At 69.9% G+C, this 25746-nt stretch carries 19 protein-coding genes; 7 read left to right on the top strand and 12 right to left on the bottom strand.

Annotation, left to right across the window (positions count from 1 at the left end):
• Positions 1-43: 43 nt before the first annotated feature.
• From rpoC to pxpA, 4 genes are all read right to left on the bottom strand, one after another.
• Positions 44-3919 (bottom strand): DNA-directed RNA polymerase subunit beta', encoded by a 3876-nt coding sequence (rpoC, locus tag AVP41_RS10520; RefSeq protein ID WP_067164095.1) that lies wholly within the window; start codon positions 3917-3919, stop codon positions 44-46.
• Positions 3920-3961: 42 nt separating this feature from the next.
• Complete coding sequence (gene rpoB, locus AVP41_RS10525; RefSeq protein ID WP_067164097.1) at positions 3962-7462, bottom strand: DNA-directed RNA polymerase subunit beta; 3501 nt, start codon at positions 7460-7462, stop codon at positions 3962-3964.
• A gap of 240 nt (positions 7463-7702) precedes the next feature.
• On the bottom strand, positions 7703-9262 hold the full coding sequence (locus AVP41_RS10530; protein WP_067164100.1) for a 5-oxoprolinase/urea amidolyase family protein: 1560 nt from the start codon (positions 9260-9262) through the stop codon (positions 7703-7705).
• On the bottom strand, positions 9256-10011 hold the full coding sequence (pxpA, locus tag AVP41_RS10535) for a 5-oxoprolinase subunit PxpA (RefSeq protein ID WP_067164102.1): 756 nt from the start codon (positions 10009-10011) through the stop codon (positions 9256-9258). Before pxpA ends, AVP41_RS10530 begins: the two co-directional genes overlap by 7 nt.
• A 175-nt stretch (positions 10012-10186) precedes the next feature.
• Between pxpA and AVP41_RS10540 the strand changes: the two genes are divergently transcribed.
• The 3 genes from AVP41_RS10540 to AVP41_RS10550 all read left to right on the top strand — a co-directional run bounded on the left by AVP41_RS10540 (position 10187) and on the right by AVP41_RS10550 (position 12169).
• Positions 10187-11050, top strand: coding sequence for a spermidine synthase (locus AVP41_RS10540; protein ID WP_067164104.1), 864 nt, complete (start codon positions 10187-10189; stop codon positions 11048-11050).
• A 79-nt stretch (positions 11051-11129) separates the two neighbouring features.
• Entirely contained in the window at positions 11130-11651 is a 522-nt protein-coding gene (locus AVP41_RS10545; protein ID WP_067164106.1) for a hypothetical protein, read from the top strand.
• Between the two features lie 29 nt (positions 11652-11680).
• Positions 11681-12169 carry a SprT-like domain-containing protein gene (locus AVP41_RS10550; protein ID WP_067164108.1) on the top strand — a complete coding sequence of 163 codons (489 nt, stop codon included), beginning with the start codon at positions 11681-11683 and terminating at the stop codon, positions 12167-12169.
• A 41-nt stretch (positions 12170-12210) separates the two neighbouring features.
• Here AVP41_RS10550 and AVP41_RS10555 read toward each other — a convergent pair whose 3' ends face one another.
• Positions 12211-12864, bottom strand: coding sequence for a 2-phosphosulfolactate phosphatase (locus tag AVP41_RS10555; protein WP_067164110.1), 654 nt, complete (start codon positions 12862-12864; stop codon positions 12211-12213).
• Between the two features lie 30 nt (positions 12865-12894).
• A complete protein-coding gene (locus AVP41_RS10560; protein WP_067164112.1) occupies positions 12895-15366 on the bottom strand; it encodes a glycoside hydrolase family 3 protein in 2472 nt (823 codons plus the stop codon).
• Between the two features lie 91 nt (positions 15367-15457).
• On the opposite strand from AVP41_RS10560, the gene AVP41_RS10565 reads away from it, so the two are divergent.
• Positions 15458-15982, top strand: coding sequence for a hypothetical protein (locus tag AVP41_RS10565; protein ID WP_067164115.1), 525 nt, complete (start codon positions 15458-15460; stop codon positions 15980-15982).
• A gap of 62 nt (positions 15983-16044) precedes the next feature.
• Here the strand turns inward: AVP41_RS10565 and AVP41_RS10570 are convergent, their stop codons facing one another.
• The 5 genes from AVP41_RS10570 to AVP41_RS10590 all read right to left on the bottom strand — a co-directional run bounded on the left by AVP41_RS10570 (position 16045) and on the right by AVP41_RS10590 (position 20730).
• A complete protein-coding gene (locus AVP41_RS10570; protein WP_067164118.1) occupies positions 16045-17511 on the bottom strand; it encodes an ABC transporter permease in 1467 nt (488 codons plus the stop codon).
• Positions 17508-18269: an ABC transporter ATP-binding protein gene (locus tag AVP41_RS10575; RefSeq protein WP_067164120.1), complete on the bottom strand. Its 762-nt coding sequence runs from the start codon at positions 18267-18269 to the stop codon at positions 17508-17510. The genes AVP41_RS10570 and AVP41_RS10575 overlap by 4 nt, the downstream gene beginning before the upstream one ends.
• 86 nt (positions 18270-18355) lie before the next feature.
• The gene (locus tag AVP41_RS10580) at positions 18356-19000 is read right to left on the bottom strand and encodes a response regulator (RefSeq protein ID WP_067164122.1); all 645 of its coding nucleotides are present in this window, start codon (positions 18998-19000) and stop codon (positions 18356-18358) included.
• Positions 18997-20196 carry a sensor histidine kinase gene (locus AVP41_RS10585; RefSeq protein ID WP_067164124.1) on the bottom strand — a complete coding sequence of 400 codons (1200 nt, stop codon included), beginning with the start codon at positions 20194-20196 and terminating at the stop codon, positions 18997-18999. Before AVP41_RS10585 ends, AVP41_RS10580 begins: the two co-directional genes overlap by 4 nt.
• A 78-nt stretch (positions 20197-20274) precedes the next feature.
• Positions 20275-20730 (bottom strand): Lrp/AsnC family transcriptional regulator, encoded by a 456-nt coding sequence (locus tag AVP41_RS10590; RefSeq protein WP_067164126.1) that lies wholly within the window; start codon positions 20728-20730, stop codon positions 20275-20277.
• Positions 20731-20835: 105 nt separating this feature from the next.
• Here AVP41_RS10590 and AVP41_RS10595 point away from each other — a divergent pair, with 105 nt between their 5' ends.
• Both AVP41_RS10595 and AVP41_RS10600 read left to right on the top strand, forming a co-directional pair.
• Positions 20836-22254, top strand: coding sequence for a DUF6421 family protein (locus AVP41_RS10595; RefSeq protein WP_067164128.1), 1419 nt, complete (start codon positions 20836-20838; stop codon positions 22252-22254).
• On the top strand, positions 22247-22921 hold the full coding sequence (locus AVP41_RS10600; RefSeq protein ID WP_067164131.1) for an SDR family NAD(P)-dependent oxidoreductase: 675 nt from the start codon (positions 22247-22249) through the stop codon (positions 22919-22921). Before AVP41_RS10595 ends, AVP41_RS10600 begins: the two co-directional genes overlap by 8 nt.
• Positions 22922-22984: 63 nt before the next feature.
• Here the strand turns inward: AVP41_RS10600 and AVP41_RS10605 are convergent, their stop codons facing one another.
• On the bottom strand, positions 22985-24451 hold the full coding sequence (locus tag AVP41_RS10605; RefSeq protein ID WP_442922787.1) for an MFS transporter: 1467 nt from the start codon (positions 24449-24451) through the stop codon (positions 22985-22987).
• A 97-nt stretch (positions 24452-24548) separates the two neighbouring features.
• Between AVP41_RS10605 and AVP41_RS10610 the strand changes: the two genes are divergently transcribed.
• On the top strand, positions 24549-25613 hold the full coding sequence (locus AVP41_RS10610) for a threonine aldolase family protein (protein WP_067164136.1): 1065 nt from the start codon (positions 24549-24551) through the stop codon (positions 25611-25613).
• Positions 25614-25746 lie beyond the last annotated feature (133 nt).

Genomic DNA, 25746 nt, shown 5'->3' on the forward strand with positions numbered 1-25746 from the left:
TCGGCTCGGTCGAACGAGCAAGCTCGTTCTCCCCTCGCCTCCATCAGTTGTACGTGCCGGGCGTGAAGTCGTCGGTCGAGAAGCTGTCGAAGTCGACGTAGCTCAGGTCGGCGTCGCTGTACGCGCCGTCCGAGGCGAAGATGCGGTTGGGGTACCGCTCGCTCTTGGCCTCGTCCGTCGCCTCGACGGCGACGTTGCGGTACTTCGCAAGTCCCGTTCCGGCGGGGATGAGCTTTCCGATGATGACGTTCTCCTTGAGGCCGACCAGCGGGTCACTCTTGCCCTCCATCGCCGCCTGCGTGAGCACGCGGGTGGTCTCCTGGAAGGACGCCGCCGACAGCCACGACTCGGTCGCGAGCGACGCCTTCGTGATACCCATCAGCTCGGGGCGACCCGAGGCGGGGCGCTTGCCGGCCGCGACGGCCTCGCGGTTGATCTGCTGGTAGCGCTTGAAGTCGACCAGCTCACCGGGCAGCAGCGTCGTGTCGCCGTGGTCGACCACGGTGACCTTCCGCAGCATCTGACGGACGATGACCTCGATGTGCTTGTCGTGGATCGGCACACCCTGCGAACGGTAGACGCCCTGCACGCCGCCGACGAGGTACTTCTGCACCTCGCGGGCACCCTGCACGCGCATGACCTCCTTGGGGTCGAGCGTTCCGACGAGGATCGGCTGACCCACCGTGACGCGCTGGCCTTCCTCGACCAGGAGCGTCGCACGCTTCAGGACGGGGTAGACGTGGGGCTCGTCGCCGTTGTCGGGCGTCAGGATGACCTTCTTGGCCTTGTCGGTCTCGTCGATCTTGATGACGCCGTCGGCTTCGGCGATCGGGGACGCACCCTTGGGGGTGCGCGCCTCGAACAGCTCCTGAACACGCGGCAGACCCTGCGTGATGTCGTCGGCCGAGGCCGAACCACCCGTGTGGAACGTACGCATGGTCAGCTGCGTACCGGGCTCACCGATCGACTGGGCCGCGATGATGCCGACCGCCTCGCCGATGTCGACGAGCTTTCCGGTGGCCAGCGAACGGCCGTAGCACTTCGCGCAGACACCGACGGCGGAGTCACAGGTCAGCACCGAGCGGACCTTGATCGTCTCGATGCCGCCCTCGACGAGCTTGTCGATGAGCACGTCGCCCACGTCGTCGCCGGCCGCGGCCAGCACGGTGCCGGAGGCATCCACGACGTCGGCGGCCAGGGTTCGGGCGAAGACCGAGTTCTCGACGTTGGCGTCACGCACGAGCGTGCCGTCGCTGCCGGGAGCGGCGATCGTGAACTCGAGGCCCTTGGACGTGCCACAGTCGTCCTCACGGATGATGACGTCCTGCGAGACGTCGACGAGTCGACGCGTCAGGTAGCCCGAGTCGGCGGTACGGAGGGCCGTGTCGGCCAGACCCTTACGGGCACCGTGCGTCGCGATGAAGTACTCCGCCACCGACAGCCCCTCGCGGTACGAGGAGATGATCGGACGGGGGATGATCTCACCCTTCGGGTTGTTCACGAGGCCTCGCATACCCGCGATGTTGCGGATCTGCAGCCAGTTACCACGAGCACCCGAGCTGACCATGCGGTTGATGGTGTTGTCGGCCGGGAAGTTGTCCCGCATCGCCTTCTGGACGGCGTCGGTCGCCTCGGTCCAGATCTTGATGAGCTCCTGGCGACGCTCGGCGTCGGTCGTGAGGCCCTTCTCGAACTGCGCCTGGACCTTCGCGGCCTGCTTCTCGTAGCCGGCCACGATCTCCGCCTTGTTCGGCGGGGTGAGGATGTCCGACAGCGCCACGGTGACACCCGAACGGGTGGCCCAGTGGAAGCCGGCGTCCTTGATCCGGTCGAGCGATGCCGCGACCTCGACCTTCGGGTACTCCTCGGCGAGCTTGTTGACGATCTGCGACAGCTTGCCCTTGTCGGCCTGCTCGCGGACGAACGGGTAGCCCTTGGGGAGCGTGTCGTTGAAGATCGCCTGGCCGAGCGAGGCGTCGACGAGACCGTGCTGGTCGTAACCCTCGGGCGCTTCGCCCTCGAGGAACGTCAGACCCGGGATGCGGATGCGGACCTTGGCCTGCAGGTCGAGGGTGCCCTCGTCCTTGGCGAGGATCGCCTCGCCGACCGAGCCGAACACGCGTCCCTCACCGGCAGCACCCTCCTTGACCGTGGTCAGGTGGTGGAGGCCGATGATCATGTCCTGCGAGGGCAGGGTGACCGGGCGGCCGTCCGACGGCTTGAGGATGTTGTTCGACGCGAGCATCAGCACGCGGGCCTCGGCCTGCGCCTCGACCGACAGCGGCAGGTGCACGGCCATCTGGTCACCGTCGAAGTCGGCGTTGAACGCCGCACACACGAGCGGGTGGAGCTGGATGGCCTTGCCCTCCACGAGCTGCGGCTCGAAGGCCTGGATGCCGAGGCGGTGCAGCGTGGGCGCGCGGTTGAGGAGCACGGGACGCTCGCGGATGATCTCCTCGAGCACGTCCCACACCTCGGGACGCGTGCGCTCCACGGCGCGCTTGGCGGCCTTGATGTTCTGCGAGTGACCGAGGTCGATCAGGCGCTTGATGACGAACGGCTTGAACAGCTCCAGCGCCATCTGCTTGGGAAGACCACACTGGTGGAGCTTCAGCTGCGGACCGACGATGATGACCGAACGACCCGAGTAGTCGACGCGCTTTCCGAGCAGGTTCTGACGGAAACGTCCCTGCTTGCCCTTGAGCATGTCGGACAGCGACTTCAGCGCACGGTTTCCCGTACCGGTGACGGGACGTCCGCGACGGCCGTTGTCGAACAGCGCGTCGACGGCCTCCTGCAGCATCCGCTTCTCGTTGTTGACGATGATCTCGGGAGCACCGAGGTCGATCAGGCGGCGGAGACGGTTGTTGCGGTTGATCACGCGACGGTAGAGGTCGTTCAGGTCGCTCGTCGCGAAACGGCCACCGTCGAGCTGCACCATCGGGCGCAGCTCCGGCGGGATCACCGGGACGACGTCGAGGACCATGGCTGCGGGGTTCATGCCCGTCGACAGGAACGAGTTGACGACCTTCAGGCGCTTGATCGCGCGGATCTTGCGCTGACCCTTGCCCTCGGAGATCTGCAGGTGCAGGCTGTCGGCCTCGGCGGCCAGGTCGAAGGACTGCAGCCGACGCTGGATCGACTCGGCGCCCATGTAGGCCTCGAAGTACTGGCCGAAGCGGTCCTGGAGCTCGTGGAAGACGTCGTCCTCCTGCTTGAGCTGACCCACCTCGAGCGTGCGGAACTCCTCCCACATGCGCTCGAGCTTGGCGATCTGCTCGTCCGCGTTCTTGCGGATGCCGGCCATGTCCTTCTCGGCGGCGTCCTTGACCTTCTTCTTCTGGTCGGCCTTCGCACCCTCTTCCTCGAGCGCCGCCAGCTCCTCCTCCAGCTTGGCCAGACGTGCCGCCACGCGGGCGTCACGGCGGTCGCCGAGGTTCTTGATCTCCAGGCGCAGGTTGGCCTCGTGGGTCGGGAGGTCGCGGTGACGCGCATCCTCGTCGACCGAGATCACCATGTACGCGGCGAAGTAGATGACCTTCTCGAGATCCTTCGGCGCCATGTCGAGCAGGTAGCCCAAGCGCGAGGGGACGCCCTTGAAGTACCAGATGTGGGTCACCGGAGCGGCGAGCTCGATGTGGCCCATGCGCTCACGACGGACGGAGGACTTGGTGACCTCCACGCCACAGCGCTCGCAGACGATGCCCTTGAAGCGGACACGCTTGTACTTGCCGCAGGCGCACTCCCAGTCGCGGGAGGGCCCGAAGATCTGCTCGCCGAAGAGGCCGTCCTTCTCCGGCTTCAGCGTGCGGTAGTTGATGGTCTCAGGCTTCTTGACCTCACCGTAGGACCAGCGACGGATGTCGTCGGCGGTGGCCAGGCCGATGCGAAGCTCATCGAAAGTTGTTGCGTCGAGCACGAGTTCTCCTGTGTCGAAATTCGTAGAAATGCCTGGCCGGGATCAGATCTCGTCGATGGACGAGGACTCGAACCGGGTGGAGATGTTGATGCCGAGCTCCTCCGCCGCGCGGAAGGCCTCGTCGTCGGTGTCGCGGAGGTTGACCGCCGTGCCGTCGGCCGAGAGCACCTCGACGTTCAGGCAGAGCGACTGCATCTCCTTCATGAGCACCTTGAAGGACTCGGGGATGCCGGGCTCCTGGATGTTCTCGCCCTTGACGATCGCCTCGTAGACCTTCACGCGGCCCACGATGTCGTCGGACTTGATCGTCAGGAGCTCCTGCAGCGCGTACGCGGCGCCGTAGGCCTCGAGGGCCCACACCTCCATCTCACCGAAGCGCTGACCGCCGAACTGCGCCTTACCACCGAGCGGCTGCTGGGTGATCATCGAGTACGGACCGGTCGAGCGCGCGTGGATCTTGTCGTCGACGAGGTGGTGCAGCTTCAGGATGTACATGTAGCCGACCGAGATGGGCGCGGGGAACGGCTCGCCCGAGCGTCCGTCGAACAGCTGGGTCTTGCCCGAGCTGTCGATCAGCCGCTCGCCGTCGCGCGTGGGGAGCGTCGAGTCGAGCAGACCCGCGATCTCCGCCTCGTACGCGCCGTCGAACACCGGCGTGGCGACCTTCGTGCCGGGAGCGGCCTCGCGGGCCTCCTCCGGGAGGTGCGCCGCCCACTCCGGGTTGCCCTCGACCTTCCAGCCCTGCTTCGCGATCCACCCGAGGTGGGTCTCGAGCACCTGGCCGAAGTTCATGCGACCGGGGATACCGAGCGGGTTGAGCACGACGTCGACGGGGGTGCCGTCGGCGAGGAAGGGCATGTCCTCGACCGGGAGGATCTTGGCGATGACACCCTTGTTGCCGTGGCGGCCGGCGAGCTTGTCACCCTCGGTGATCTTGCGCTTCTGGGCGATGTAGACCACGACGCGGCGGTTGACGCCCGAACCGAGCTCGTCGTCGCCGTCTTCGGCGTTGAACTCCTTGACGGCGATGATCGTGCCCTGCTCACCGTGGGGCACCTTCAGCGACGTGTCGCGCACTTCGCGGCTCTTCTCGTTGAAGATCGCGCGGAGCAGGCGCTCCTCGGCCGACAGCTCGGTCTCACCCTTGGGCGTGACCTTGCCGACGAGGATGTCACCGGGACGCACCTCGGCACCGATGCGGACGATGCCGCGCTCGTCGAGGTCCTTCAGCAGGTCGGGGCTGACGTTGGGGAGGTCACGGGTGATCTCCTCCTTGCCGAGCTTGGTGTCGCGAGCGTCGACCTCGTACTCCTCGATGTGGATCGAGGAGAGGGTGTCGTTCTTGACGAGGTCCTGGCTGAGGATGATCGCGTCCTCGAAGTTGTGACCCTCCCACGTCATGAACGCCACGAGGAGGTTCTTGCCGAGGGCGAGCTCGCCGTTCTCGGTCGCGGGACCGTCGGCGATGACCTCGCCGGCCTCGATGCGGTCGCCCGCCGAGACGATGACACGCTGGTTGTACGACGTGCCCTGGTTGGAGCGGTCGAACTTGCGCAGGAAGTAGTCCTGCGTGCCGCCCTCGTCGAGCTGGATCGTGACGACGTCGGCGGACACCTCGGCGACCACACCGGCCTTCTCGGCGGTGATGACGTCACCGGCGTCGATCGCGGCGTAGCCCTCCATACCGGTACCGACCACGGGCGAGTCGCTGCGCAGCAGCGGCACGGCCTGACGCTGCATGTTGGCACCCATGAGGGCCCGGTTGGCGTCGTCGTGCTCGAGGAAGGGGATGAGGGAGGTCGCGACCGACACCATCTGGCGCGGCGAGACGTCCATGTAGCCGATCTCCTCGGCGTGGAAGAGGTCTACCTCGCCACCCTGACCGCGGCGGGCGAGCACGCGCTCCTCCGCGAACGATCCGTCGGCCTTCAGCTCGACACCGGCCTGCGCGACGATGTAGTCGCTCTCCTGCGAGGCGGTCAGGTAGTCGATCTGGTCGGTGACCTTGCCGTCGACCACGCGGCGGTACGGCGTCTCGATGAAGCCGAACGCGTTGATCCGCGCGAACGAGGCGAGCGAGCCGATGAGGCCGATGTTCGGGCCTTCCGGCGTCTCGATCGGGCACATGCGGCCGTAGTGCGAGGGGTGGACGTCGCGGACCTCGACACCGGCGCGCTCACGAGACAGACCACCGGGGCCCAGGGCCGACAGGCGGCGCTTGTGGGTCAGACCCGCGAGCGGGTTGTTCTGGTCCATGAACTGCGACAGCTGCGAGGTTCCGAAGAACTCCTTGATCGCGGCGACGACCGGACGCACGTTGATGAGCGTCTGCGGCGTGATGGCCTCGATGTCCTGCGTCGTCATGCGCTCGCGCACGACGCGCTCCATGCGCGACAGACCCGTGCGGACCTGGTTCTGGATGAGCTCGCCGACCGCGCGGATGCGACGGTTGCCGAAGTTGTCGATGTCGTCGACGTCGAGACGGATCTCGGCCGGCTTGCCGTCGCGCACGCCCGGGATGCTGGCGTCGCCGCGGTGGAGGGCGACGAGGTACTTGATCGTCGCGACGATGTCGGCGACCGTGAGGACCGACTCGTTCGCCGCGGCGTCCAGGCCCAGCTTCTGGTTGATCTTGTAGCGACCCACCTTGGCCAGGTCGTAGCGCTTCGGGTTGAAGTAGAAGTTGTCGAGGAGCGCGCGGGCAGCCTCGGCGGCCACCTGCTCGCCCGGACGGAGCTTGCGGTAGATGTCGCGGAGAGCGTCCTCCTTGGTGAGGATCGTGTCCTTGCTGAGGGTGTCCTCGATGGACTCGAAGCCCGCGAACTCGGCCAGGATGTCTTCGCTGGACAGGCCGAGCGCCTTGAGGAAGACGGTGACCGACTGCTTGCGCTTGCGGTCGATGCGCACACCGACCTGGTCGCGCTTGTCGATCTCGAACTCGAGCCACGCACCGCGGCTGGGGATGACGCGCGCCGAGACGATGTCCTTGTCGGAGGTCTTGTCGGGCGTCTTGTCGAAGTAGACACCGGGCGAGCGGACGAGCTGCGACACGACGACGCGCTCGGTGCCGTTGATGATGAACGTGCCCTTGCCGGTCTGGAGCGGGAAGTCGCCCATGAAGACCGTCTGGGTCTTGATCTCACCGGTGAGGTGGTTCATGAACTCGGCCTCGACGTACAGCGGGGCGGCGTAGGTCTTGCCGCGCTCCTTGCACTCCTCGATCGAGTACTTCTCGGGCTCGAGATACGGGTTCGTGAACGAGAGCTGCATGGTCTCGCCGAGGTCCTCGATGGGCGAGATCTCCTCGAAGATCTCCTCGAGTCCGCTCGTGGCGGGCACATCGGTGCGCCCGGCGGCCTGCGCCTCTGCGACACGGGCCTTCCAGGCGTCGTTGCCGACGAGCCAATCGAAGGACTCCGTCTGCAGCGCGAGAAGGTCGGGGACCGTCAGCGTGTCGGAGATCTTGGCGAACGAGAGGCGGGATGCTCCGCGGCCGTTCTTCGGGGTGGTGGTGGAATTGGTTGCGTTGCGCGCAGCAGCCAAGGGGATTACCTCCGTGAGCCCGGGCAGGGCGGGTGTTCCTTGTCGACAGGTGGAGTGCTCCCGGAACCGAAACCTGCCGCACGCGCTGCCGCGAAGCGACAGGGGCGCAGGCACAAGCCGACCACCATATGAGGGCAAGGGGAAGGGAGCGCAACTACCCACTATAGACCGGGCGACGCGCCGTGTCCAGTCGAATCCTTGACGAGTTTCTGTGACTGCGGTATAACCGCGCGGACGGCCTCAGCGCGGGTGACGAAACCGCAGCCGGGTGCCGGGCCGCGCCTGCGCGAGGAGGTCGCGCGAGTCGTCGGTGACCACCGCGATCACGGGATAGCCGCCGGTGACCGGGGCGTCCGGCCCGAGGACCACCGGTCGCCCCGATGGTGGCACCTGGAGGGCACCGGGAACCATGCCCTCGCTGGGCAGCTCGGCATCGTCGAGGCGTCCCAACGCCGGGCCGTCCAGCCGCAGGCCCACCCGGTCGGCCTCGTGCGACACCGTCCACACGGCATCGAACAGGAGCGGGAGGGCGGAGGGGACGAACCGATCGGCGCGTGGGCCGGCAGCCAGCGCGACCTCGATCACGTCATCGCCCGGCGGACCCCAGGGCGCCAGGGGCAGCGCGGGCACCCGTTGCGGGGCGCGCTCCCCCACCGGGATCAGATCACCGGCGCGCAACGGCTCCGGACCGATCCCGGCGAGGGTGTCCGTGGCGCGGGAGCCGGCGACGTCGGGCACGACGATCCCGCCCCGCACCGCGAGGTAGGCGTAGGCGCCGTGCGCGAGCCGGTCGACCAGGAGCTCGCCCCCGCGGGGCCACGGATGCGCCTGGTACGGGTCCACGGGCCGGCCGTCGAGGAGGACGGGGCCCCACCCTCCGGTGACGGCGAACCACAGGTCGTCCTCGGCGACGGCGCGCCAGCCTCCGAGAGCGATCTCGACGCCCGCGGCGTGCTCGTCGTTGCCCACGAGGCGATTCGCCGTCCGCAGGGCGGTGCGGTCGAACGCCCCCGAGGACGCGATGCCGTCGGCGACGTGCCCCGCCCGGCCCTGGTCCTGGATCGTGGCACGCAGCCCGGGCTCGCGCACGCGGAACGAGGCGACCGATGGACGCGGTGCCGCGCCGCCCTCGGTGATCGGAGCGGCCGCCACAGAGAGCGCACGAGACGGCACGAAGCGCACGCGGTCGCCGGGGGCCAGAAGGGTCGGCACGGCGGCCGCGGGGTCGAACAGCCGAGCCGATGTCGTCCCGATCAGCTGCCAGCCGCCCGGGGTGTCGCGCGGGTACGCGCCGGAGAACTCCCCCGCCACGGCGACCGAACCTGCCGGGACGCGCGTGCGCGGCGTGCTCCGGCGGGAGACCAGGAACGGCCAGTCCGCGCTCACCAGATAACCGAACCCGGGGGCGAACCCGGTGAAGGCGACCGTCCACGACGCCGCCGAGTGGCAGGCGGCGAGCGCGTCGGGGGTCGTGCCGAGTTCGGTCGCGAGATCCACGAGGTCCTCGCCGTCGTACACGACGGGAAGATCCACGGGCGCTCCGGAGGGCGGCGGGACGCGCACCGACGCTCCGGCGAGGGTCTCCTCGATCCACCGTTGGGCGGCCGCGAGCGCGCCCGGACCGCCGTCGACGATCACGAGGACGGTCCGCGCCGCCGGCACGATGTCGACGACGGACGGCGGCGCAGATGCGGCAAGCGCCTCTCGCGCCGCGAGCACCTGATCCAACGAGGGGAACTCCGCCAGCACTGCACGGTCGCCCATCGGACGGATGACGGGGACGCGGGAGGGGCTCACCATGGCGCGGCCACCGCGATGCCCGCGGCGTCGAGCGCGGCACGCACCGCGCGCGCCATCTCGACGGCGCCGGGAGAGTCGCCGTGGACGCACAGCGACGAGGCCCGGACAGGCACGACCGTGCCGTCGACGGCGGTGACCGATCCCTCCGTCACGAGGCGCACGGCCCGGGCGGCGACCACCGCAGGGTCGTGGAGAAGCGCGCCGGGCTCCGAGCGGGGGACGAGGGTGCCGCCGGGCAGGTATCCGCGGTCGAGGAACGCCTCGCGCAGGAACGGCAGGCCGAGGGACACCGCGGCCCGCTCGATCTGACCGCCCGTGCCCAGGAGAGCCAACGGGCGCCCGAGGTCTGCCGACACCTCGGCGACGGCGGCGGCCACCGCATGGGCGGCCGGCGCCTCGGCGGCGACCACGTGGTAGAGCGCTCCGTGCGGTTTGACGTAGCGGAGGTCCGCCCCGGCCGCCACCAACGCCGCGACCTGTTCTCGCACCTGCTGGCGAAGCACCGGCGGATCGACCGTCTGCACGGCACGCCCGAACCCCGCCCTGTCGACGAACGAGGGGTGGGCTCCCACGGCGACCCCGTGAGCGCGAGCGTGGGCGACCGCCGCGCGCATCGACTCCCCGTCGCCGGCGTGTCCGCCGCACGCGATCGAGGCGCTCGAGATCACGGGATAGAGGGCCTCGTCGTCGGCCGTGGGGACGCCGTCGACGGTCTCGCCGAGGTCGGCGTTGAGGTCGATCACGCACATGCCCCCACGGTACCGCCGAGAGCCTTGGGCGACCGGGCTGCGCACCTCCTCCACTCCGCGCCCCGTTGCCTGCCGCCTCCGCGCACGCACGCCCTGCGTGACAAGAAAAGGCTCGGAGGTGGAGGAGTTGCGCAGGCACCCGCGTCACGGGCCGTCGCCCCGGTAGCGTGGACGCATGGCGCGGGCGCGGATCGAGCAGTCGGGCCCCTCGGTGCGCCTGTCGGACGGTGCGCTGGCCCGCGTGGTTCCCAGCCGGTTCGCCGGAGGGTGGGAGCTCGACGTCGACGGCACGCCGCAGTCGCACGTCGACCTCGACGACCCGACGCACCTGCACTTCGAGTACGTCGCCCGCATGGCCGCCGTGGTCGACCGGCTCCGCCTTCCCGGGCAGCCGCTGACGGCCGTCCACCTCGGCGCGGGGGCACTCACCCTCCCGCGGTACATCGAGCACACCCGCCCCGGCTCCCGGCAGCAGGTGATCGAGCTGGAGCCGGCGCTGATCGGCCTCGTCCGCGAGCAGCTGCCCCTGCCACGCGGTGCCCAGATCCGCGTCCGGATCGGAGACGCACGCGAGGTCGCCGAGCGCCTCCCGGCCGGGTTGACCGGCGCGGCCGACCTGGTGATCTCCGACGTCTTCGCGGGCGCGCGGACTCCGTCCCACGTCACGAGCGTCGAGTATTACGGGATCCTCGCGCGCCTGCTCGCTCCCGACGGAGTGCTGCTGGTCAACGTGGCCGACGGCGCCGGACTCGCCTTCGCGCGCCGCCAGGTGGCGACGGTCGCCCGCATTTTGCAGCACGTCATCGTGCTCGCGGAGGTGCAGACGCTCAAGGGTCGCCGATTCGGCAACCTCGTGATCGCCGCGTCGGGCGCGCCGCTTCCGACCGAATGGCTGCCGCGGCTCATGGCGGCCGGACCCCACCCCGCGAAGGTCGCTCAGGGGGCGGAGATCGAGGAGTTCATCCGGGGCGCCCGGATCTCCACCGATGCCGACGCCACCGACTCCCCCGCCCCCGCCGCGTCGGTCTTCGACCGCTGACCTCGGCGCGCCCTCGGCTCGTTCACGCACACCCGGGCGAGACTGGAGAGGCGAACCGCGAGCGTCGGAGGGAGAGACGGTGAGCTACATCCTCGGATACGACGCGGAGACCCTGCGAGAGCTGGTGGATCCTCGTCAGTGCAAGGACCGGCTGGACGAGCTGGGAGATCAGCGGAGCCTTCCGGCTCTGTTGGAACGCGTCTGGCTGCTGAAGGTGCTCGACCGCCTCGACGACGCGCTCGTCGTCTCGGAGCAGTCCGTCCGCGTCGCCCGTATGGGCGGCACGCGCAAGGACCTGCTGCGCGCGCGCATCCTGCACGCGACCGTGCTGCAGCACCGGGGCGCCTTCGCCGCCGCCGTGCAGGAGCTCACGACGTGTGCCGAAGAGGCCGAGGGACAGGGCTGGTCGGCCCTCGCGGCGTTCGCGGTGCAGCACCGGGGCAAGGTCCACTACGACGCGCAGAACTTTGCCGCGGCGAGAGCGGACTTCAAGCGGGCGTTGTTCCTGCGCCAGGAATCGGGCGCTCCCGAGGAACAGCTCGAATCGACGTTGCTGGCCATCGACGCCGCCGATCGGCGGCGCACGGCCGTCGCCAGCTGAGTGTCCGACGGCACGTCTATCCTTCCGGCATGACGGATCTTCGCGTGGTGCGCCGTGAGGCGGAGCACCTCATCGCCACGCACCTGGACGCGTCGTGGACGTTCGCCTTCGACAACGCCAAACGCCGTGCGGGCGCCTGCGACTACACGCGGCAGCGCATCACCGTCTCGCGGTATCTCGCGGCCCGCTACGACGACGAGACGAACCGTCAGACCCTCCTTCACGAGATCGCCCACGCGCTGGCGGGAGCCCAGGCGGGTCACGGCGCGGGGTGGAAACGGATCGCGCGTTCGCTCGGATACACGGGAGGGGTCACTCACCGCGGCGAGACGGCCACCGAGCTCGCCCCGTGGGTGGGCGTGTGCCCGGCCGGCCACGTCGCGTATCGGCATCGCCGGGCGACGCGACCGACGTCGTGCGCCCGATGCTCCGCGCGCTTCGACGGACGGTTCCTCTTCTCGTGGACGCGGCGGGAGATCAGCGCCGCCACGCGACGCGCCGCGGTCACCCCCCGCTGAGCCCTCAGCCTGCCTGCCGCGGTGAATCAGAGCGCGGTGAATCAGAGCGCCGTGAAGGCACCGTGGCGCAGCACGGGAACCCTGGACGACACATCGATCTCCGCCGCCCGGCTCACCTCGTCGGCCGCTCCGCGCTCGAGGAGTTCCTGTCCCGACCCGCTCGCCGTGAGCAGATGACGCACCGCGCCCCGCAGCCCCCGGAACGCCTCTCCCGCCGCCGCGGCCTCGGGAGAGGTGTGATCGATTCCGCGGATCCCGAGCGCGTCGATCACCGCGCCCGCACCGAGATGGTCCTCGACGGCGAATCGCACCGGAGCGTCATCGGCACCGGGTACACGTTCCCCGGCGCAGATGATCGCGACACTCGTGCGCCGAGCGCGGCGGTGCTGCTCCCGGGCGACGGCCTCCGCCACGGCCGATGCGTTGCGCAGGCACCCGAGGAGCACGAGGGCACCGCCACGGCCGGCCTCGTCGGCGACGGCCGCGCCGTTGCGGGACACCGCGTGCGCGCGTTCATCGAGGGCGACGGGTCCGTCGGCGACGGCCTCGGTGACGGTCGACGAGAACCGCAACACGTCCACGACCACGACGATGTCGGCCGGCGCCAGTCGCCGGAGCCCTTCCCGCCCCCACTCGCACCGGACGTGGTAGCGGGACTGGTCGAACGGTGACGCGGAGGCGGCGGGCGAGCTCACCGTTCCAGGCTAGACGGCGCGCCGCACCGCTCAGCCGACTCGTTCCTGCGTACGGGCGTCGATCACGGGCCGAAGGGCGCGGACGAGTCCGAGCACGTTGCGGGCTCCGCGCTGCAGCTCTCCCACCGTGAGGCCACCGGGCACGGCGACCGACTGGACGATCGTGTCGTCGGCATAGGCCTGGGGGCCGTCGTCGGTCTTCACCCCGCCGGGCATCAGCACGTCGACTTGAGCGCGCACCCGGTAGGCGTTGTTGGCGAGGGCGGGGAAGTCGGGATCGGTGGCGTCCTCCATCCACCAGTCGGTGATGACGCACCCCTCGTAGCCCCATTCTCCGCGCAGGATGACGGTGACGAGATCGTGATGGTAGTGCGCCCACACCCCGTTGACCTGGTTGTAGGAGGTCATGAGCGCGAGCGGGCGGGCCTCACGCACGCAGAGCTCGAATCCCCGCAGGTAGATCTCGCGCAGCGCGCGTTCGGACACGCGGGAATCGTTGCGGGTGCGGTTGGTCTCCTGGTTGTTGGCCGCGAAGTGCTTCGGGCACGCGGCGACTCCCTGCGACTGCACGCCGCGCACCACAGCGGCTGCCATACGCCCGGTGACCAGTGGGTCCTCGGAGAAGTACTCGAAGTTCCGGCCGCAGAGAGGATCACGGTGGATGTTCATGCCCGGACTCAGGAGCACGTCGGACCCCTTGCGGATCATCTCCTGGCCGTGGAGCGCCGTCAGCTCGGTCACGAGAGGCAGGTTCCACGTGGACGCCAGAGCAGTGCCGGAGGGAAGGAGCGACGCGTACGCGGAGAGGCGGATGCCGCTCGGTCCGTCGGTCGTGGTCACCGGGCGGATGCCCTTGTCTCGGAGCGAGGCGGTCACCCCGCCCAGCACGCCGGCGTTGCCGGCGGCACCGAGCGGCGAGTGCATCGTGACGTCGCCCCGCGCGAGGTCGGCGAGCTCGGTCACGTCCAGTTGCGCCACGAACGCGTCGAGGGTCGCGGTGCCCTCGTCGACGTCGTCGAGACGGATGCCGAGGTCGCCCGTCACGGCCGTGGCAGGCGGGAGCTCGGATGCGATCCGTCCCTTCCTGTCCACCGTCGCCCGCGGCACCGGCTCCCAGCCCACCCGAGCCCGGCCCTCGTCATCCCGGTCCACCCGCATGCGCGAGAAGTCGTGGACGGGGGCGGCGGCCTCGCTCACCTGACGGACGACCCGCAGCGCGTCGCGGGTCACCGTCGCGACGGTCGCCGCCGACCGCACGTCGGTCCCCACGTGGAAGAGGTAGTCCCCCGCCTCCAGCACCCAGGCGTGAGGATGCCCCGTCGCTCCGGCGTCGTCGTAGGAGGCGAGCTCGTCGAACAGGACGCGGAGAGTGACCCGCTCGCTCTCGCCCGGCGCGAGCAGCCCTGTCTTGTGGAAGGCGGCGAGCACGCGCGCGGGCTGTGAGAGGGCGACTCCCGGCGCGGTCGCATAGACCTGCACCGTCTCCTTTCCGGGAGCGGTGCCGACATTGCGCACACCGATCGAGAACTCGATCGCCACGTCGTCGGCCTGCACCACGCGGGGATCGATCTCGAAATCCGTGTACCCGAGACCGAACCCGAACGGGAACTGGACCCGATCCGGGGCGAAGGTCTCGAAGTAGCGATAGCCGACGAAGATGTCCTCGGCGTAGACGTTGACGTCGCGCCCGCCGAAGTTCGCCGAGCTCGGGTAGTCGTCGTAGGACCACGCGATCGTGTCGGTGAGCTTGCCGCTGGCGGGGATCTCACCGGCCAGCACCGCGGCCACCGCGCGGGCTCCTTCCATTCCGCCCTGCCAGGCGTACAGCACGCCGGAGATGCGATGGCCGTAGTCGGCGATCCAGGAGAGGTCCATGACATTGCCCGCATCGAGGACGACCACGGTGCGCGCGAAGGCGGCCGTCACGGTGTCGAGCATCGTCCGCTCGGCGGCGGTGAGCTCGAAGCTCCCCGGCTCGCGCAGGCTGTCGCGTGCCTCGCCGGCGGCCCGGCCGATCACGACGACCGCCACCTCGGCACGGGTCGCGGCGGCGGCCGCGACCTCAGCGGACAGCGGCATCTCCGGGAAATGATGCGGCCACTGACCCCACGTGCCCGTCAGCTCCGGGGGGTGCTCGCTGCACCACCGCCGGTAGAGCTCCGCGAGCTCGCCGTCGACGGCGACCCCGGCATCACGCAGCCCGGCGACGAGGTTCCAGACGTACGGGACCTTGACGTCGCCGCCGGATCCGTAGCCGACGGCGAACCAGTCGAGCTGGACGCGCCCGAACACGGCGACGGTGGCGTGTGCGAGCGGGAGGACGCGCCCGTCGTTTCGGAGGAGGACGACCCCCTCGGCAGCCGCCTGGCGCGCGATGCGACCGAGGGCAGGGTCGAGCGTCGGGTCGGTGTCCTCCAGGACGGTGGACAGCTGCGCGACCGACTCGACGGCCATGACGCCGTGCGATCGGTCACCGGATTCGGTGACGGGAGTGGTGGGCATGGTCGATCCTCGCTCGCCGTGGAGTGCGGCGCAAGTGTGTGGGAGCGCTCCCACGTTACCGGATGCGAGCCCATCCGCGAGACACTGGAGCATGCGGATCCTGCTGAAGCTCCGACTCGACTGCGACGCCGACGCCGCATGGCGCGCCCTCCACTCCCCGCGCGCCGTCGGTGAGCTCTACGGCCCCTTCGTCACGCTGACCCCGATGGCGGCCGAGGGATTGCCGACGAGCTTCGAGCCCGGGACCGATGCGCCCGTCCGTATGGGAGTGGACACCCGCATCGCCGGCACGATTCCCTTGGGCGCTCAGCTGATCCACGTGAGTGATCGGTACACGGAGGATCGGCACGGCCCCGTCCGCATCTTCCGCGACAGCGGAATCCCTCTGACCGGCCCGTTGGCGTCTCTCGATGTCTGGGACCACCAGATGGCCGTCTCCCCTCTTCCCGGAGACCCGACCCGCACCCTGTGGCGCGACCGCCTCGTGATCGGGGGGCCGACCGCCGCGGCGCTCTGGCCCGTGCTGTGGGCGACATGGCAGTGGCGAGGTGCGCGGCTGCGACAGCTGGCCCCGACCTGGGCGCACGAGCCGGAGACCACCGCCGACGACGACTGACTCCCGCGGCCGGTCGGCCGGCGGGAGTCCGTCGTGTGCGGCCCGACCGTCGGGCTCAGCCCTCACTCGGCGAGCGCCTCCACAGGGGTGGCACGGGTGGCCAGCCGAGTGGGGACGACGGCCGCGATGAGGGTGAGGACGGCGGTGGCGACAGCCACGATCAGCGTCGGGACGACCGGAACCGCGGGAAGCACGAGCGTCGGAGACATCCACTGCGGCGGCATCGGCACGGACCCGAGCACCGACTGCGCGGCGATCCATCCGTAAGCCGTGCCCAGCAGCAGGCCGAAGACCAGCGCCGTGAGCGTCACGTGGGTCGCCTCCAGCAGCACCATCCGTCGCACCTGTCCCGACGTGAGTCCGAGCGCGCGGAGGAGGCCCAGCTCGCGGCGGCGCTGCACGACGCCGATCGTCAGCAGGTTGACCAGCCCCACTCCGGCGATGACGGCGCTGACGGCCACGAGGGCCATCATCACGGCGGCGAACGAGTCCACCATCTGGTTGAAGTACATGTCCGGTTCGCCGCCGCTGGAGGCCGTGATGAGCGACTTGGCGGACTCGGCCGCCACCGCGAACATCGTGACGAGAGCGACGCCCATGACGACGCCGATGGCCATCCGGCTGGAGCGCTCGGGGTAGCGCAGCGCGTTCTCCGCCGCGAGCCGCGCGGTGGCCGACCGGCCGAACAGACGCCCGGTGAGGCGCAGCAACGGCGGCATGACCACGACGGCGGCGAGGCTCAACGCCGTGAACGAGAAGAGACCGCCGAAGAAGGCGACGATCACCCCGAGTGGCGTGAGGAGGCCCAGCAGCAGACCGCCGACGAGGAGGAGCACCCCGATTGCGCCGAGGACGATCGTCGCGGCGTTGCGACCGCGCTGGCGCGTCGCGGTCTCGTGCGTCTGCTCCACCGATCCGCCGAGCGCCTGCAGCGGCGTGACCGTCAGCACGCGTCGCGACCCCGCCCACGCCGCCGCCCAGGTGGTGAGGGTCACCGCTACGACGGGAAGGAACACCGCGGGCTGCATGCCGGGGTATCCCACCGAGACGCCCATGAAACGGTCGAGCATCGGGAGCCCGATCATCGCGATGACGGTCCCGGCTCCCCAGCCGAGGACCGCTCCGATCGCGCCGACGATGAAACCCTGCCGCGCGATCTCCGCGCGCTGCGACCGCGCCGAGGCGCCGATGAGGCGCAAGAGCGCGATCCGCCGCGTGCGTCCGGCCACGATCGTCGCGAACGTGTTGGCGGTGACGATCGCCGCGACGTACACGGCGACCGCCAGCAGGAGCACGCTGAGGAGGCCGGCGATGGCCGCGAGGGTGTCGGACGTCCCGTAGGTGGGGGTCGCCAGGATCGCCGCCGACAGATATGCCGTCGCGCTGATCAGGAGGACGCCGAAGGCGACCGAGATCGCCGACACGAGGACCGTCGCCCCCATGCCGCGCTCGCGCAGCCACGACCAGCGGCCTCCCGCCGCCGCCGCGGCACTGGCCGCGGGGGCGGGAGGCGCCGCGATGGCGCTCATGCCGTCACCTCGGCGGCGAGCATGTGGGCCGAGATCTGCTGCGCGCTCTGGCGCGGCTTGTCGGAGACGATGCGCCCGTCCCCCAGGAAGACGACGCGGTCGGCGTGGGACGCGGCGATCGGGTCGTGGGTGACCATCGCGATCGACTGGCCGTGCTCGCGGCTCGTCGCGGCGAGGAGCGCCAGCACTTCGCGGCTGGTCTTCGAGTCGAGGTTGCCGGTCGGCTCGTCGGCGAACAGCAGGTCAGGCGCCGTGGCCAGAGCACGCGCGATCGCGACGCGCTGCTGCTGACCTCCGGAGAGCTGGTGCGGGCGGTGACGCAGACGCTGAGTCAGGCCGAGGGTCTCGACGAGGCCGTCGATGCGGGCCTTCTCGAGCGCCGTCGGGCGCCGGCCGTCGAGATCGAACGGCAGCAGAATGTTGCCGAGCGTGTCGAGGGTGGGCACGAGGTTGAACGCCTGGAAGACGAATCCGACGCGGCGCCGGCGGAGGATGGTCAGCTCGGTGTCGGACAGGCCCGAGATCTCGGTGTCACCGATCCAGGCACGGCCGGAGGTGGGGGCATCCAGCCCCGCCATGATGTGCATGAGCGTGGACTTCCCGGATCCGGACGGCCCCATGATCGCGGTGAACTCGCCGCGGCGGATGCCGATGCTGACGTCGTCGAGGGCGCGCACACCGCTCTCGCCCGAGCCGAAGGTCTTGGTCAGGTGCTGGACCCGGGCGGCGAGGCCGAGGTCGGTCGATGTGATCTCCATGCCTTCGACGCTAGGTGGGGCACACCGCCCGGGGCGTCGGTCGCCAGTCGCGAGGGCCTACATCGCAAGGATGATCCGGCGCCCGCTCAGGCCAGGCCGTGCTCGAACGCGAACACCACCAGCTGCACCCGGTCACGGAGGCCGAGTTTGGTGAGCACACGACTGATGTGCGTCTTGACGGTCGCTTCCGAGAGGAACTCGCGCGCCGCGATCTCGGCATTGGAGAGGCCCCGCGCGGCGAGCGCGAAGATCTCGCGTTCGCGCTCGGTCAGCGCGGCGAAGGCGGGCGGCGGGGCCTGCGGGGCGTCGACGAAGTGGGCGAACAGGTCGCGCGTCGCGGCGGCCGCGATCACCGAGGAGCCGGCGTGGACGGTGCGGATCGCCGCGAGGAGGAACTCCGGGTCGGCATCCTTGAGGAGGAACCCGCTCGCCCCTTGCCGAATCGCCCGGGCCGCCGCTTCGTCCAGATCGAAGGTGGTGAGCATCACGACGCGCGGCGGGTCGGTGTCACGGAGCAGCTGCTCGGTGGCGGTGAGCCCGTCCATCACCGGCATGCGGATGTCCATGAGCACCACGTCGGGATGTGTCTGGCGCACGACCCGGAGGGCCTCCTGACCGTCGCCCGCCTCTCCCACCACTTCGAGGTCGGGCTGGGAGTCGACCACCATGCGGATCCCGGCCCGGAAGAGGGCCTGATCGTCCACGAGCACGACCCGTACCGTCTCACTCACGTCGTTCCTCCGATCGGCAGCCGGGCCGAGACCACGAACCAGTCCGGCCTTCCATTCTCATCCGCCTGCGGCCCCGCATTGACCCGGCCGCCCACCAGAGCGGCGCGCTCGTTCATGCCCATGAGTCCATGGCCGCCGCGGGGCGACTCGACGACGCCCCGCCGGTTGCGCACCTCCAGCTCCACGGCATCCGGATGCCAGGCCAGGCGTACGTCGACGCGGCCGCCGTCACCGTGTCGGAGGGCGTTGGTGAGCGCCTCCTGCAGGATGCGGTACACCGCCAGCTGTACGGCGGCGGGAGGCTCGCTCCGGGGCATGGGGTCGACGTCCACGCGCAGGTCGACTCCGGCAGCACGCACCTGCGCATACAGCTGCTCGAGGTCGGCGATCGTCGGCTGCGGACCATCGGCTTGGCTATGCCGCAGCTGCGTCAGCAGCAGGCGGACATCCGCCAGAGCGGAGCGGGCGGTGCTGCCGATCGCCTCGAGAGACGCAGCGGCCGCCGCGGGGTCGGCAGTGGCGGCGTATCGCGCACCGTCGGCCTGAGCGATCACGACGGCGAGGGAGTGCGCCACGACATCGTGCATGTCGCGGGCGATCCGGTTGCGCTCCGCCTCCACGGCGGTCTCGGCCTCGGCCCGCTCCTGCGCCAGCCGGTTGTCGCGCGCCCGGAAGGCGGTCCGCACGAGCGCGCCGACCGTCCAGGACAGGAGGAGCGCGAGCGCCGCGCTGAAGAAGACAGTGATACCGATGAGCAGATTCGTCTGGATGGCCCCTTCGAGGCTCCATCCACCGCGCACGAGGGGCGGAACGATCAGGTACACCGTGATCGCTGCGGCACCGAGCAGGCTCGAACCGAACCCGAGCCAGAAGAGCAGTCGTGAACCGTACGCCGCGGTGACGTAGAGGACGCCGAAGATCGCGACGTTCGCCGGCAGCGGCGGCAGCCCGAACAGCATCTGCGCGATCGCCATCGCCCAGGCCAGGGTCAGGGCGAGAGGCGGCGACCAGCGGCGGATCCCCAGGGCGACCGCGAAACCGGCGCTGAGGATCGTGGCGATCAGCAGCGACCGGGTCGTGCCCACGCCTGTCCAATAGCCCAGTGGGACCGCCGTGAAGAGCATCGAGATCAGGAAGAACACCGCAGCGCCGACCACGTCGACGACCTGCTGGTACGTCATCAGGGGCCGGAACACACAACGACGCTACGCGAGCGACAGGCGCGGCGTCATCCACCGGAGGATGTATCCGCCGCCGATGCCCGCCCGCCCGGGTCAGTCGACGGCCGGCATCAGGGGACGGTTCTCGAAGAAGGTCTGCAGCACGACGGTCGTGCGCGTACGCACCGAAGCCGCCGCCCGGATCTCGCGGATGAGGGCCTCGAGGGCGCGCGGGGTGGCGACGCGAACGAAGAGCATGTAGGCCGCGTCGCCCGCGATGGAGTGGCACGCCTCGATCTCCTCGAGGTGCGCCAGCAGCTCGGGGGCATCGTCGGGCTGCGCGGGATCGAGCGGGGTGATCTCGATGAACGCCGCGAGCGGCTTCCCGACCTCCTCCGGATCGATCGTCGCGCGGTAGCCCGTGATCGCTCCCTCTGCTTCGAGACGCTTGAGCCGGGACTGCACGGCCGAGACCGACAGACCCACGGTGGCGGAGAGCTGCGCGAGCGTCGCCCGACCGTCACGCGCCAAGACACGGACGATGCCCGCGTCCACCTCCGAGAGAGCCATGACAAACAAGATACCGGAAAATTTCCTGTGGTGGCGGGCATGAACGGGAAGCAATCCCGTAGAATCGCCGGGATCCGTTCGCGCGACCCCGACAGGAGGTTCATCATGTCCCTGACAACCGGCACCCCCCAGACCGTCATCGGCGAGCCCGAGGTCGTCGAGGACGGCCGCGCGCTCGCTGAGCAGCCGGCCTGGCTCGCGTTGAAGGACGCGGTGATCGGCCTGCAGGAACTGCAGACGCAGGACGGTTCCCTCGCCGAGGATGCCGATCCCGCCGAAGCACGGTCCTACGTCGCCGTCATCGTGGAGGCGATCCGCGCCCTGAGCCCCCTGTTCCCGCACGATGCCGAGTATCTCGCCGCGAGCATCCACGACTTCCAGCGGTGGTCGGACGGCGGCTTCGGGGTGCCCGACTTCCTCGACTCCCTCACCGCCTTCCAGCCGCAGCAGCACCGTGTGGACGGGCTGACGCACCTCGTCGTCTTCCCGATGTACACGCAGAACGGGTCCCGCAATCGCTTCGTCGAAGCGGTGCTGGTCGAGGTGATCTGGCCCGAGTTCATCGCCGAGCTGGAGACGACGTACACCAACGCCCTGTTCGTCTCGCTGCGCCTGCTCGATTTCACCCCCGGCTACGACACCAACTCCGCGGTCCTCTTTCCCGAGACGGTCGCGATGCGCGAGATTCCCACGTTCACCTGGGGCGCGATCTTCCAGGATCGTGAGGCGGCGCGGTATCGCCGCGTCGTGCGTGCGGCCGCGTCCATCACGAAGCTCGATCTTCCCGAGGCCGCCGCGCGCATGCTCGACGACCAGGCGCTCACCGAGAAGACGTTCGTGATGTGGGATCTCATCCACGACCGCACGCACATGCGCGGAGACCTCCCGTTCGACCCGTTCATGATCAAGCAGCGGATGCCCTACTTCCTCTATTCACTCGAGGAGCTGCGGTGCGACCTCACCGCCTTCCGCGAGTGCGTGTCGATCGAGAAGACGCTGGCAGAACGCGACGACACCCTGACCGCGGCCGAGGCGGAGATGCTCGAGCACGCGCGGCTCGTGCAGTACGCCGTGATCTTCGACCGCATCTTCCGATTCGCCATCACCGGCACTCGCGTCCGCAACTACGACGGGCTGGGCGGCCAGCTGCTGTTCGCCTGGCTGCACCAGCGCGGCGTCCTGCACTGGACCGACACCGCGCTCGCGTTCGATTGGGAGGCGGTGCCGGCAGCCGTTGTCGCCCTCGGCGACGCGATCGACGAGCTCTACTGGCGCTCGATCGACCGCCCCAAGGTCTCTCACTGGCTCGCCGCGTACGACCTCGTGCGGGCGACCCTGGAGCCGCACCCTGCGTCGCGGTGGGCGCGGGGACTCTCGGACGAGATCCTGGCCGGACCGCCGAAGGGGTACACCGACGCCGTCCTGGACGACGAGTTTCCGCTGTCGATGTTCTTCGAGGCGCTGGAGAAGAAGATGCGTGACGTGATCGCCTCGACCGAGGGGATCCGCGGCACGGATGACTGAGACCGCGATCGCGCAGCGGACCGTGCTGGTCGCGGGGGCGACCGGTGCGAGCGGTCTCGCGGCGACGCGCGCGCTGGTGGGGGCCGGCGCGCGCGTGGTCGCCGTCGGCCGAGACGAGCGACGGCTGACGCCGCTCGCCTCGCTCGGCGCGCGCACCGAGGTCTGCGACCTCGCCTCGGAAGAAGGGGTCACGGCCCTCCGCGACAGGCTCCACGACAACGGCGTGCGCGTCGACGGACTCCTTCACCTCGTGGGCGGGTGGCGCGGGGGCGGCGGGATCCCGGGGCAGAGCGACGAGGACTATCGCTTCCTCGAGCAGTCGTTCACGGCACTGCGACACGTCACGCGGACGTTCTGGCAAGACCTCGCCACCGCACCCGTCGGCCGGACCGCCATCGTCTCCTCGACCGCCGTCGCCCGGCCGCTGGCCGGAGGGGCGAACTACGCCTCCGTCAAAGCCGCGTCCGAGGCCTGGGTCCATGCCGTGGCGCGCGGCTTCGCCACAGCAGCGCGCGACGCCGGCCGCCCCCTGACCGCGGCAGCGGTCATCTACCGCGTGCGCTCTCTGGCGGACCGGGAAGACGACCTCGCCCGCGCGTACACGTCTGTGTGGGACCGTCCGGCCGAAGCCGTCAACGGCTCCGTCATGGAGCTCGACGAGGCCTGACCCGGACACAGGCCCGACCCGCACAGGCCCGACCCTGGACGCAGGGAAGGCGCACCGCGCGCCTCAGGACTGATCGGCAACGCCGCCTCGGGCTTGCGCCGCGGAGGCGGGCGGGACGACCGGCGGTTCCACCGCTGCCGGAGGGGTCTCCTCGACCGCCGCCGAGGTGTTCGTCGACGCCTCGGGCCTCTCGGGGGCCGTCGCGTACTCCGCGGAGAGGATGCGATAGGAGCGCGTCGCGAAAGCGAGGAGCGCGAAGACGACCATCACGAGCCCCGACACGAGGAACACGAGCGCGATGCCGCGCGCCTCGCCGTCGCCGAGCAGCCATCCCCACCTCTGCCGCCCGGCGCTCGAGTCCATGTAGGGGATGATGACGAACTCCGCGAGCGGTGCGACGAGGAACGAGGTGATCGGAGCGGCCGACACCTCGATCGCCGTCGCCGCACCGAATACCCGGCCCTGGCTCTCGAAGGGCACGACGCGCTGCACGACCGTCTGTTCGGCCGCCTCGATCGCCGGGATCAGCATCATGTACAGCCAGATGCCGACGACATAGAGCCACCACCACTCACGGAGCGTGAACACCGCACCGAGGACACCCATCACCATCACGAGGAGGAGCATCGTGCGGATGGGGTTGCGTCCGAGTCCGCGGGCGGCCACGACGCCGCCCCCGATGAGGAAACCGGTCGCCGTGAAGCCGAGCACGACGCCCCACCATTCCACGCGGAAGAGCGTGAGGCCGTAGGGGTCCATGAGGGCCATGTAGACGCCGCCGATGAGGTTGTTGAACGTCGAGAACAGAATGAGGGCGAACAGGCCGGGCACGGCCCGGATCGCGACGGCGGCTCCGCGGACGTCGAGGATCTTCGAGCCCGGCGTCCGTTCCGGCTCGCCCTCGGGCACGCGCAGCGTGAAGAGGTGCACGAGCGCGACGAGGGTGAGCACGATCGCGATCACGAGCGTCCAGCCCATGCCGAGCCGACCGATCGCGAGCCCCGAGAAGACGCTCGTCACGAGGAACGCGAGCCCCTGGACGGTGCCGACGAGTCCGTTCGCGTTGGCATGACGCTCGGTGGGCACGAGGAGGGTGACGGTGGTCGCCAGCGCGATGTTGCGCAGGTTCTCGATCACCGCCCCGGCGAGGATGATCCCGGAGAAGAGCCAGAACCACGGCCCGCCCAGGTCGAGAAGCTCCGCCTCGGGGCGAGCCAGGTACAGGACCCCGGCGACGACGAACGCGACCAGGGTGACAAGGCCCGACAGGATCATGACCCGGTGCTTGCGATGACGGTCGACGAACGTGCCGAACACCATCCCGAAGATCGCCAGGAGCAGCATGTAGGCGCCGCCGATGATGCCGGTGGCCAGGACCGACCGCGTCTCGAGGTAGACCCAGAAGGTCAGAGCGAACCAGAGGAAGCTCGTCGTGATGTTGGCGACGGCGGTGTTCACGAGCACATGGAGAAACGTGCGCATGCCTCCCGCGGGCACGGCCCGGGCGGGAGGGGATGACGACGGCGGCATAGCGGGAGGGTAGCGGCCGGCTCCGACACGCGAAAGACCCCGGCCGAGCCGCACACACGCGGCGGCGGCAGCCGGGGCCGAACTAGGCTGGATCTCTGTGACCACCCTGCACGACACCCGCGTCCGCGGCTTCGCGAGCGACAACTACTCCGGCATCCACCCCGAGGTGCTCGCGGCGATCGCCGCGGCCAATGACGGACACCAGATCGCCTACGGCGAAGACGTCTACACCGGCCGACTGCAAGAGGTGTTCGCCGCGCACTTCGGTGACGGCGTCCAGGCGTTCCCGGTGTTCAACGGGACCGGAGCCAACGTCGTCGGGCTCCAGTCGATGCTGCCGCGCTGGGGGGCGGTGATCGCGGCCTCCACCGCGCACATCAACGTCGACGAAGGCGGGGCTCCCGAGCGCGTGGCGGGCATCAAGATCCTCACCGTTCCCACCGACGACGGCAAGCTGACCCCTGACCTCATCGATCGCGAGGCCTGGGGCTGGGGCGACGAGCACCGCGCCCAGCCGCTCGTGGTGTCGCTGACCCAGTCCACGGAGCTCGGGACCCTCTACACGCCGGAGGAGATCGGCGCGATCGCCGACCACGTGCACGCCCGCGGGATGAAGCTGCACGTCGACGGTGCGCGGCTGTCCAACGCGGCGGCCGCCCTGGACCTGCCGCTGCGTGCTTTCACCCGTGACGTGGGCGTCGACGTCCTGAGCTTCGGGGGAACGAAGAACGGCGCGATGCTGGGCGAGGCGGTCGTCGTGCTCGACCCGAGCGCCTCTGAAGGACTCCTCTATCTCCGCAAGCTCAACATGCAGCTCTCGAGCAAGATGCGCTTCGTCTCGGCCCAGCTGATCGCCCTGCTCGAGGGCGACCTGTATCTGCGCAACGCGCGGCACGCGAATGCGATGGCGGCGCGCCTGCGCGCCGGCGTCGAGGCGGGAATCGACGGCGGGACCATCAACGGCGTGTCGTTCACGCAGCCCACGCAGGCCAACGGAGTCTTCGCGACGCTCCCCGAGGGCGTCGCCGACGCTCTGCGCGAGCGGTTCCGCTTCTACGACTGGGATGCCGCCCGACGCGAGGTGCGGTGGATGTGCTCGTTCGACACGACGGAGGACGACGTCGACGCCTTCGTCTCCGAGCTGGCCCGACTGACGTCCTGATTTCGGGCCACCCGCCGCATTTCGCGCAGCAGAGCGCGCAAGACGCGCAGAGCACCGCTGGTTCCGGTGGACCGCGTGATGAATCGGCCCGTTTCTCGTCTCCTGTAGGAGCAGCCGTCTGGGGACGGTCCGC

The sequence above is a fragment of the Microbacterium sp. TNHR37B genome (assembly GCF_001620065.1).
Lineage (GTDB): Bacteria > Actinomycetota > Actinomycetes > Actinomycetales > Microbacteriaceae > Microbacterium.

What these genes read in the sequence shown, in the direction of transcription:
- AVP41_RS10600 (WP_067164131.1), top strand. Translation starts at nt 22,247, where the DNA reads ATGACTGAGACCGCGATCGCGCAGCGGACCGTGCTGGTCGCGGGGGCG.
- AVP41_RS10570 (WP_067164118.1), bottom strand. Translation starts at nt 17,511, where the DNA reads ATGAGCGCCATCGCGGCGCCTCCCGCCCCCGCGGCCAGTGCCGCGGCG.
- AVP41_RS10540 (WP_067164104.1), top strand. Translation starts at nt 10,187, where the DNA reads ATGGCGCGGGCGCGGATCGAGCAGTCGGGCCCCTCGGTGCGCCTGTCG.
- AVP41_RS10595 (WP_067164128.1), top strand. Translation starts at nt 20,836, where the DNA reads ATGTCCCTGACAACCGGCACCCCCCAGACCGTCATCGGCGAGCCCGAG.
- AVP41_RS10575 (WP_067164120.1), bottom strand. Translation starts at nt 18,269, where the DNA reads ATGGAGATCACATCGACCGACCTCGGCCTCGCCGCCCGGGTCCAGCAC.
- AVP41_RS10565 (WP_067164115.1), top strand. Translation starts at nt 15,458, where the DNA reads ATGCGGATCCTGCTGAAGCTCCGACTCGACTGCGACGCCGACGCCGCA.
- pxpA (WP_067164102.1), bottom strand. Translation starts at nt 10,011, where the DNA reads ATGTGCGTGATCGACCTCAACGCCGACCTCGGCGAGACCGTCGACGGC.
- AVP41_RS10560 (WP_067164112.1), bottom strand. Translation starts at nt 15,366, where the DNA reads ATGCCCACCACTCCCGTCACCGAATCCGGTGACCGATCGCACGGCGTC.
- AVP41_RS10590 (WP_067164126.1), bottom strand. Translation starts at nt 20,730, where the DNA reads ATGGCTCTCTCGGAGGTGGACGCGGGCATCGTCCGTGTCTTGGCGCGT.
- AVP41_RS10605 (WP_442922787.1), bottom strand. Translation starts at nt 24,451, where the DNA reads ATGCCGCCGTCGTCATCCCCTCCCGCCCGGGCCGTGCCCGCGGGAGGC.
- AVP41_RS10550 (WP_067164108.1), top strand. Translation starts at nt 11,681, where the DNA reads ATGACGGATCTTCGCGTGGTGCGCCGTGAGGCGGAGCACCTCATCGCC.
- AVP41_RS10530 (WP_067164100.1), bottom strand. Translation starts at nt 9,262, where the DNA reads ATGGTGAGCCCCTCCCGCGTCCCCGTCATCCGTCCGATGGGCGACCGT.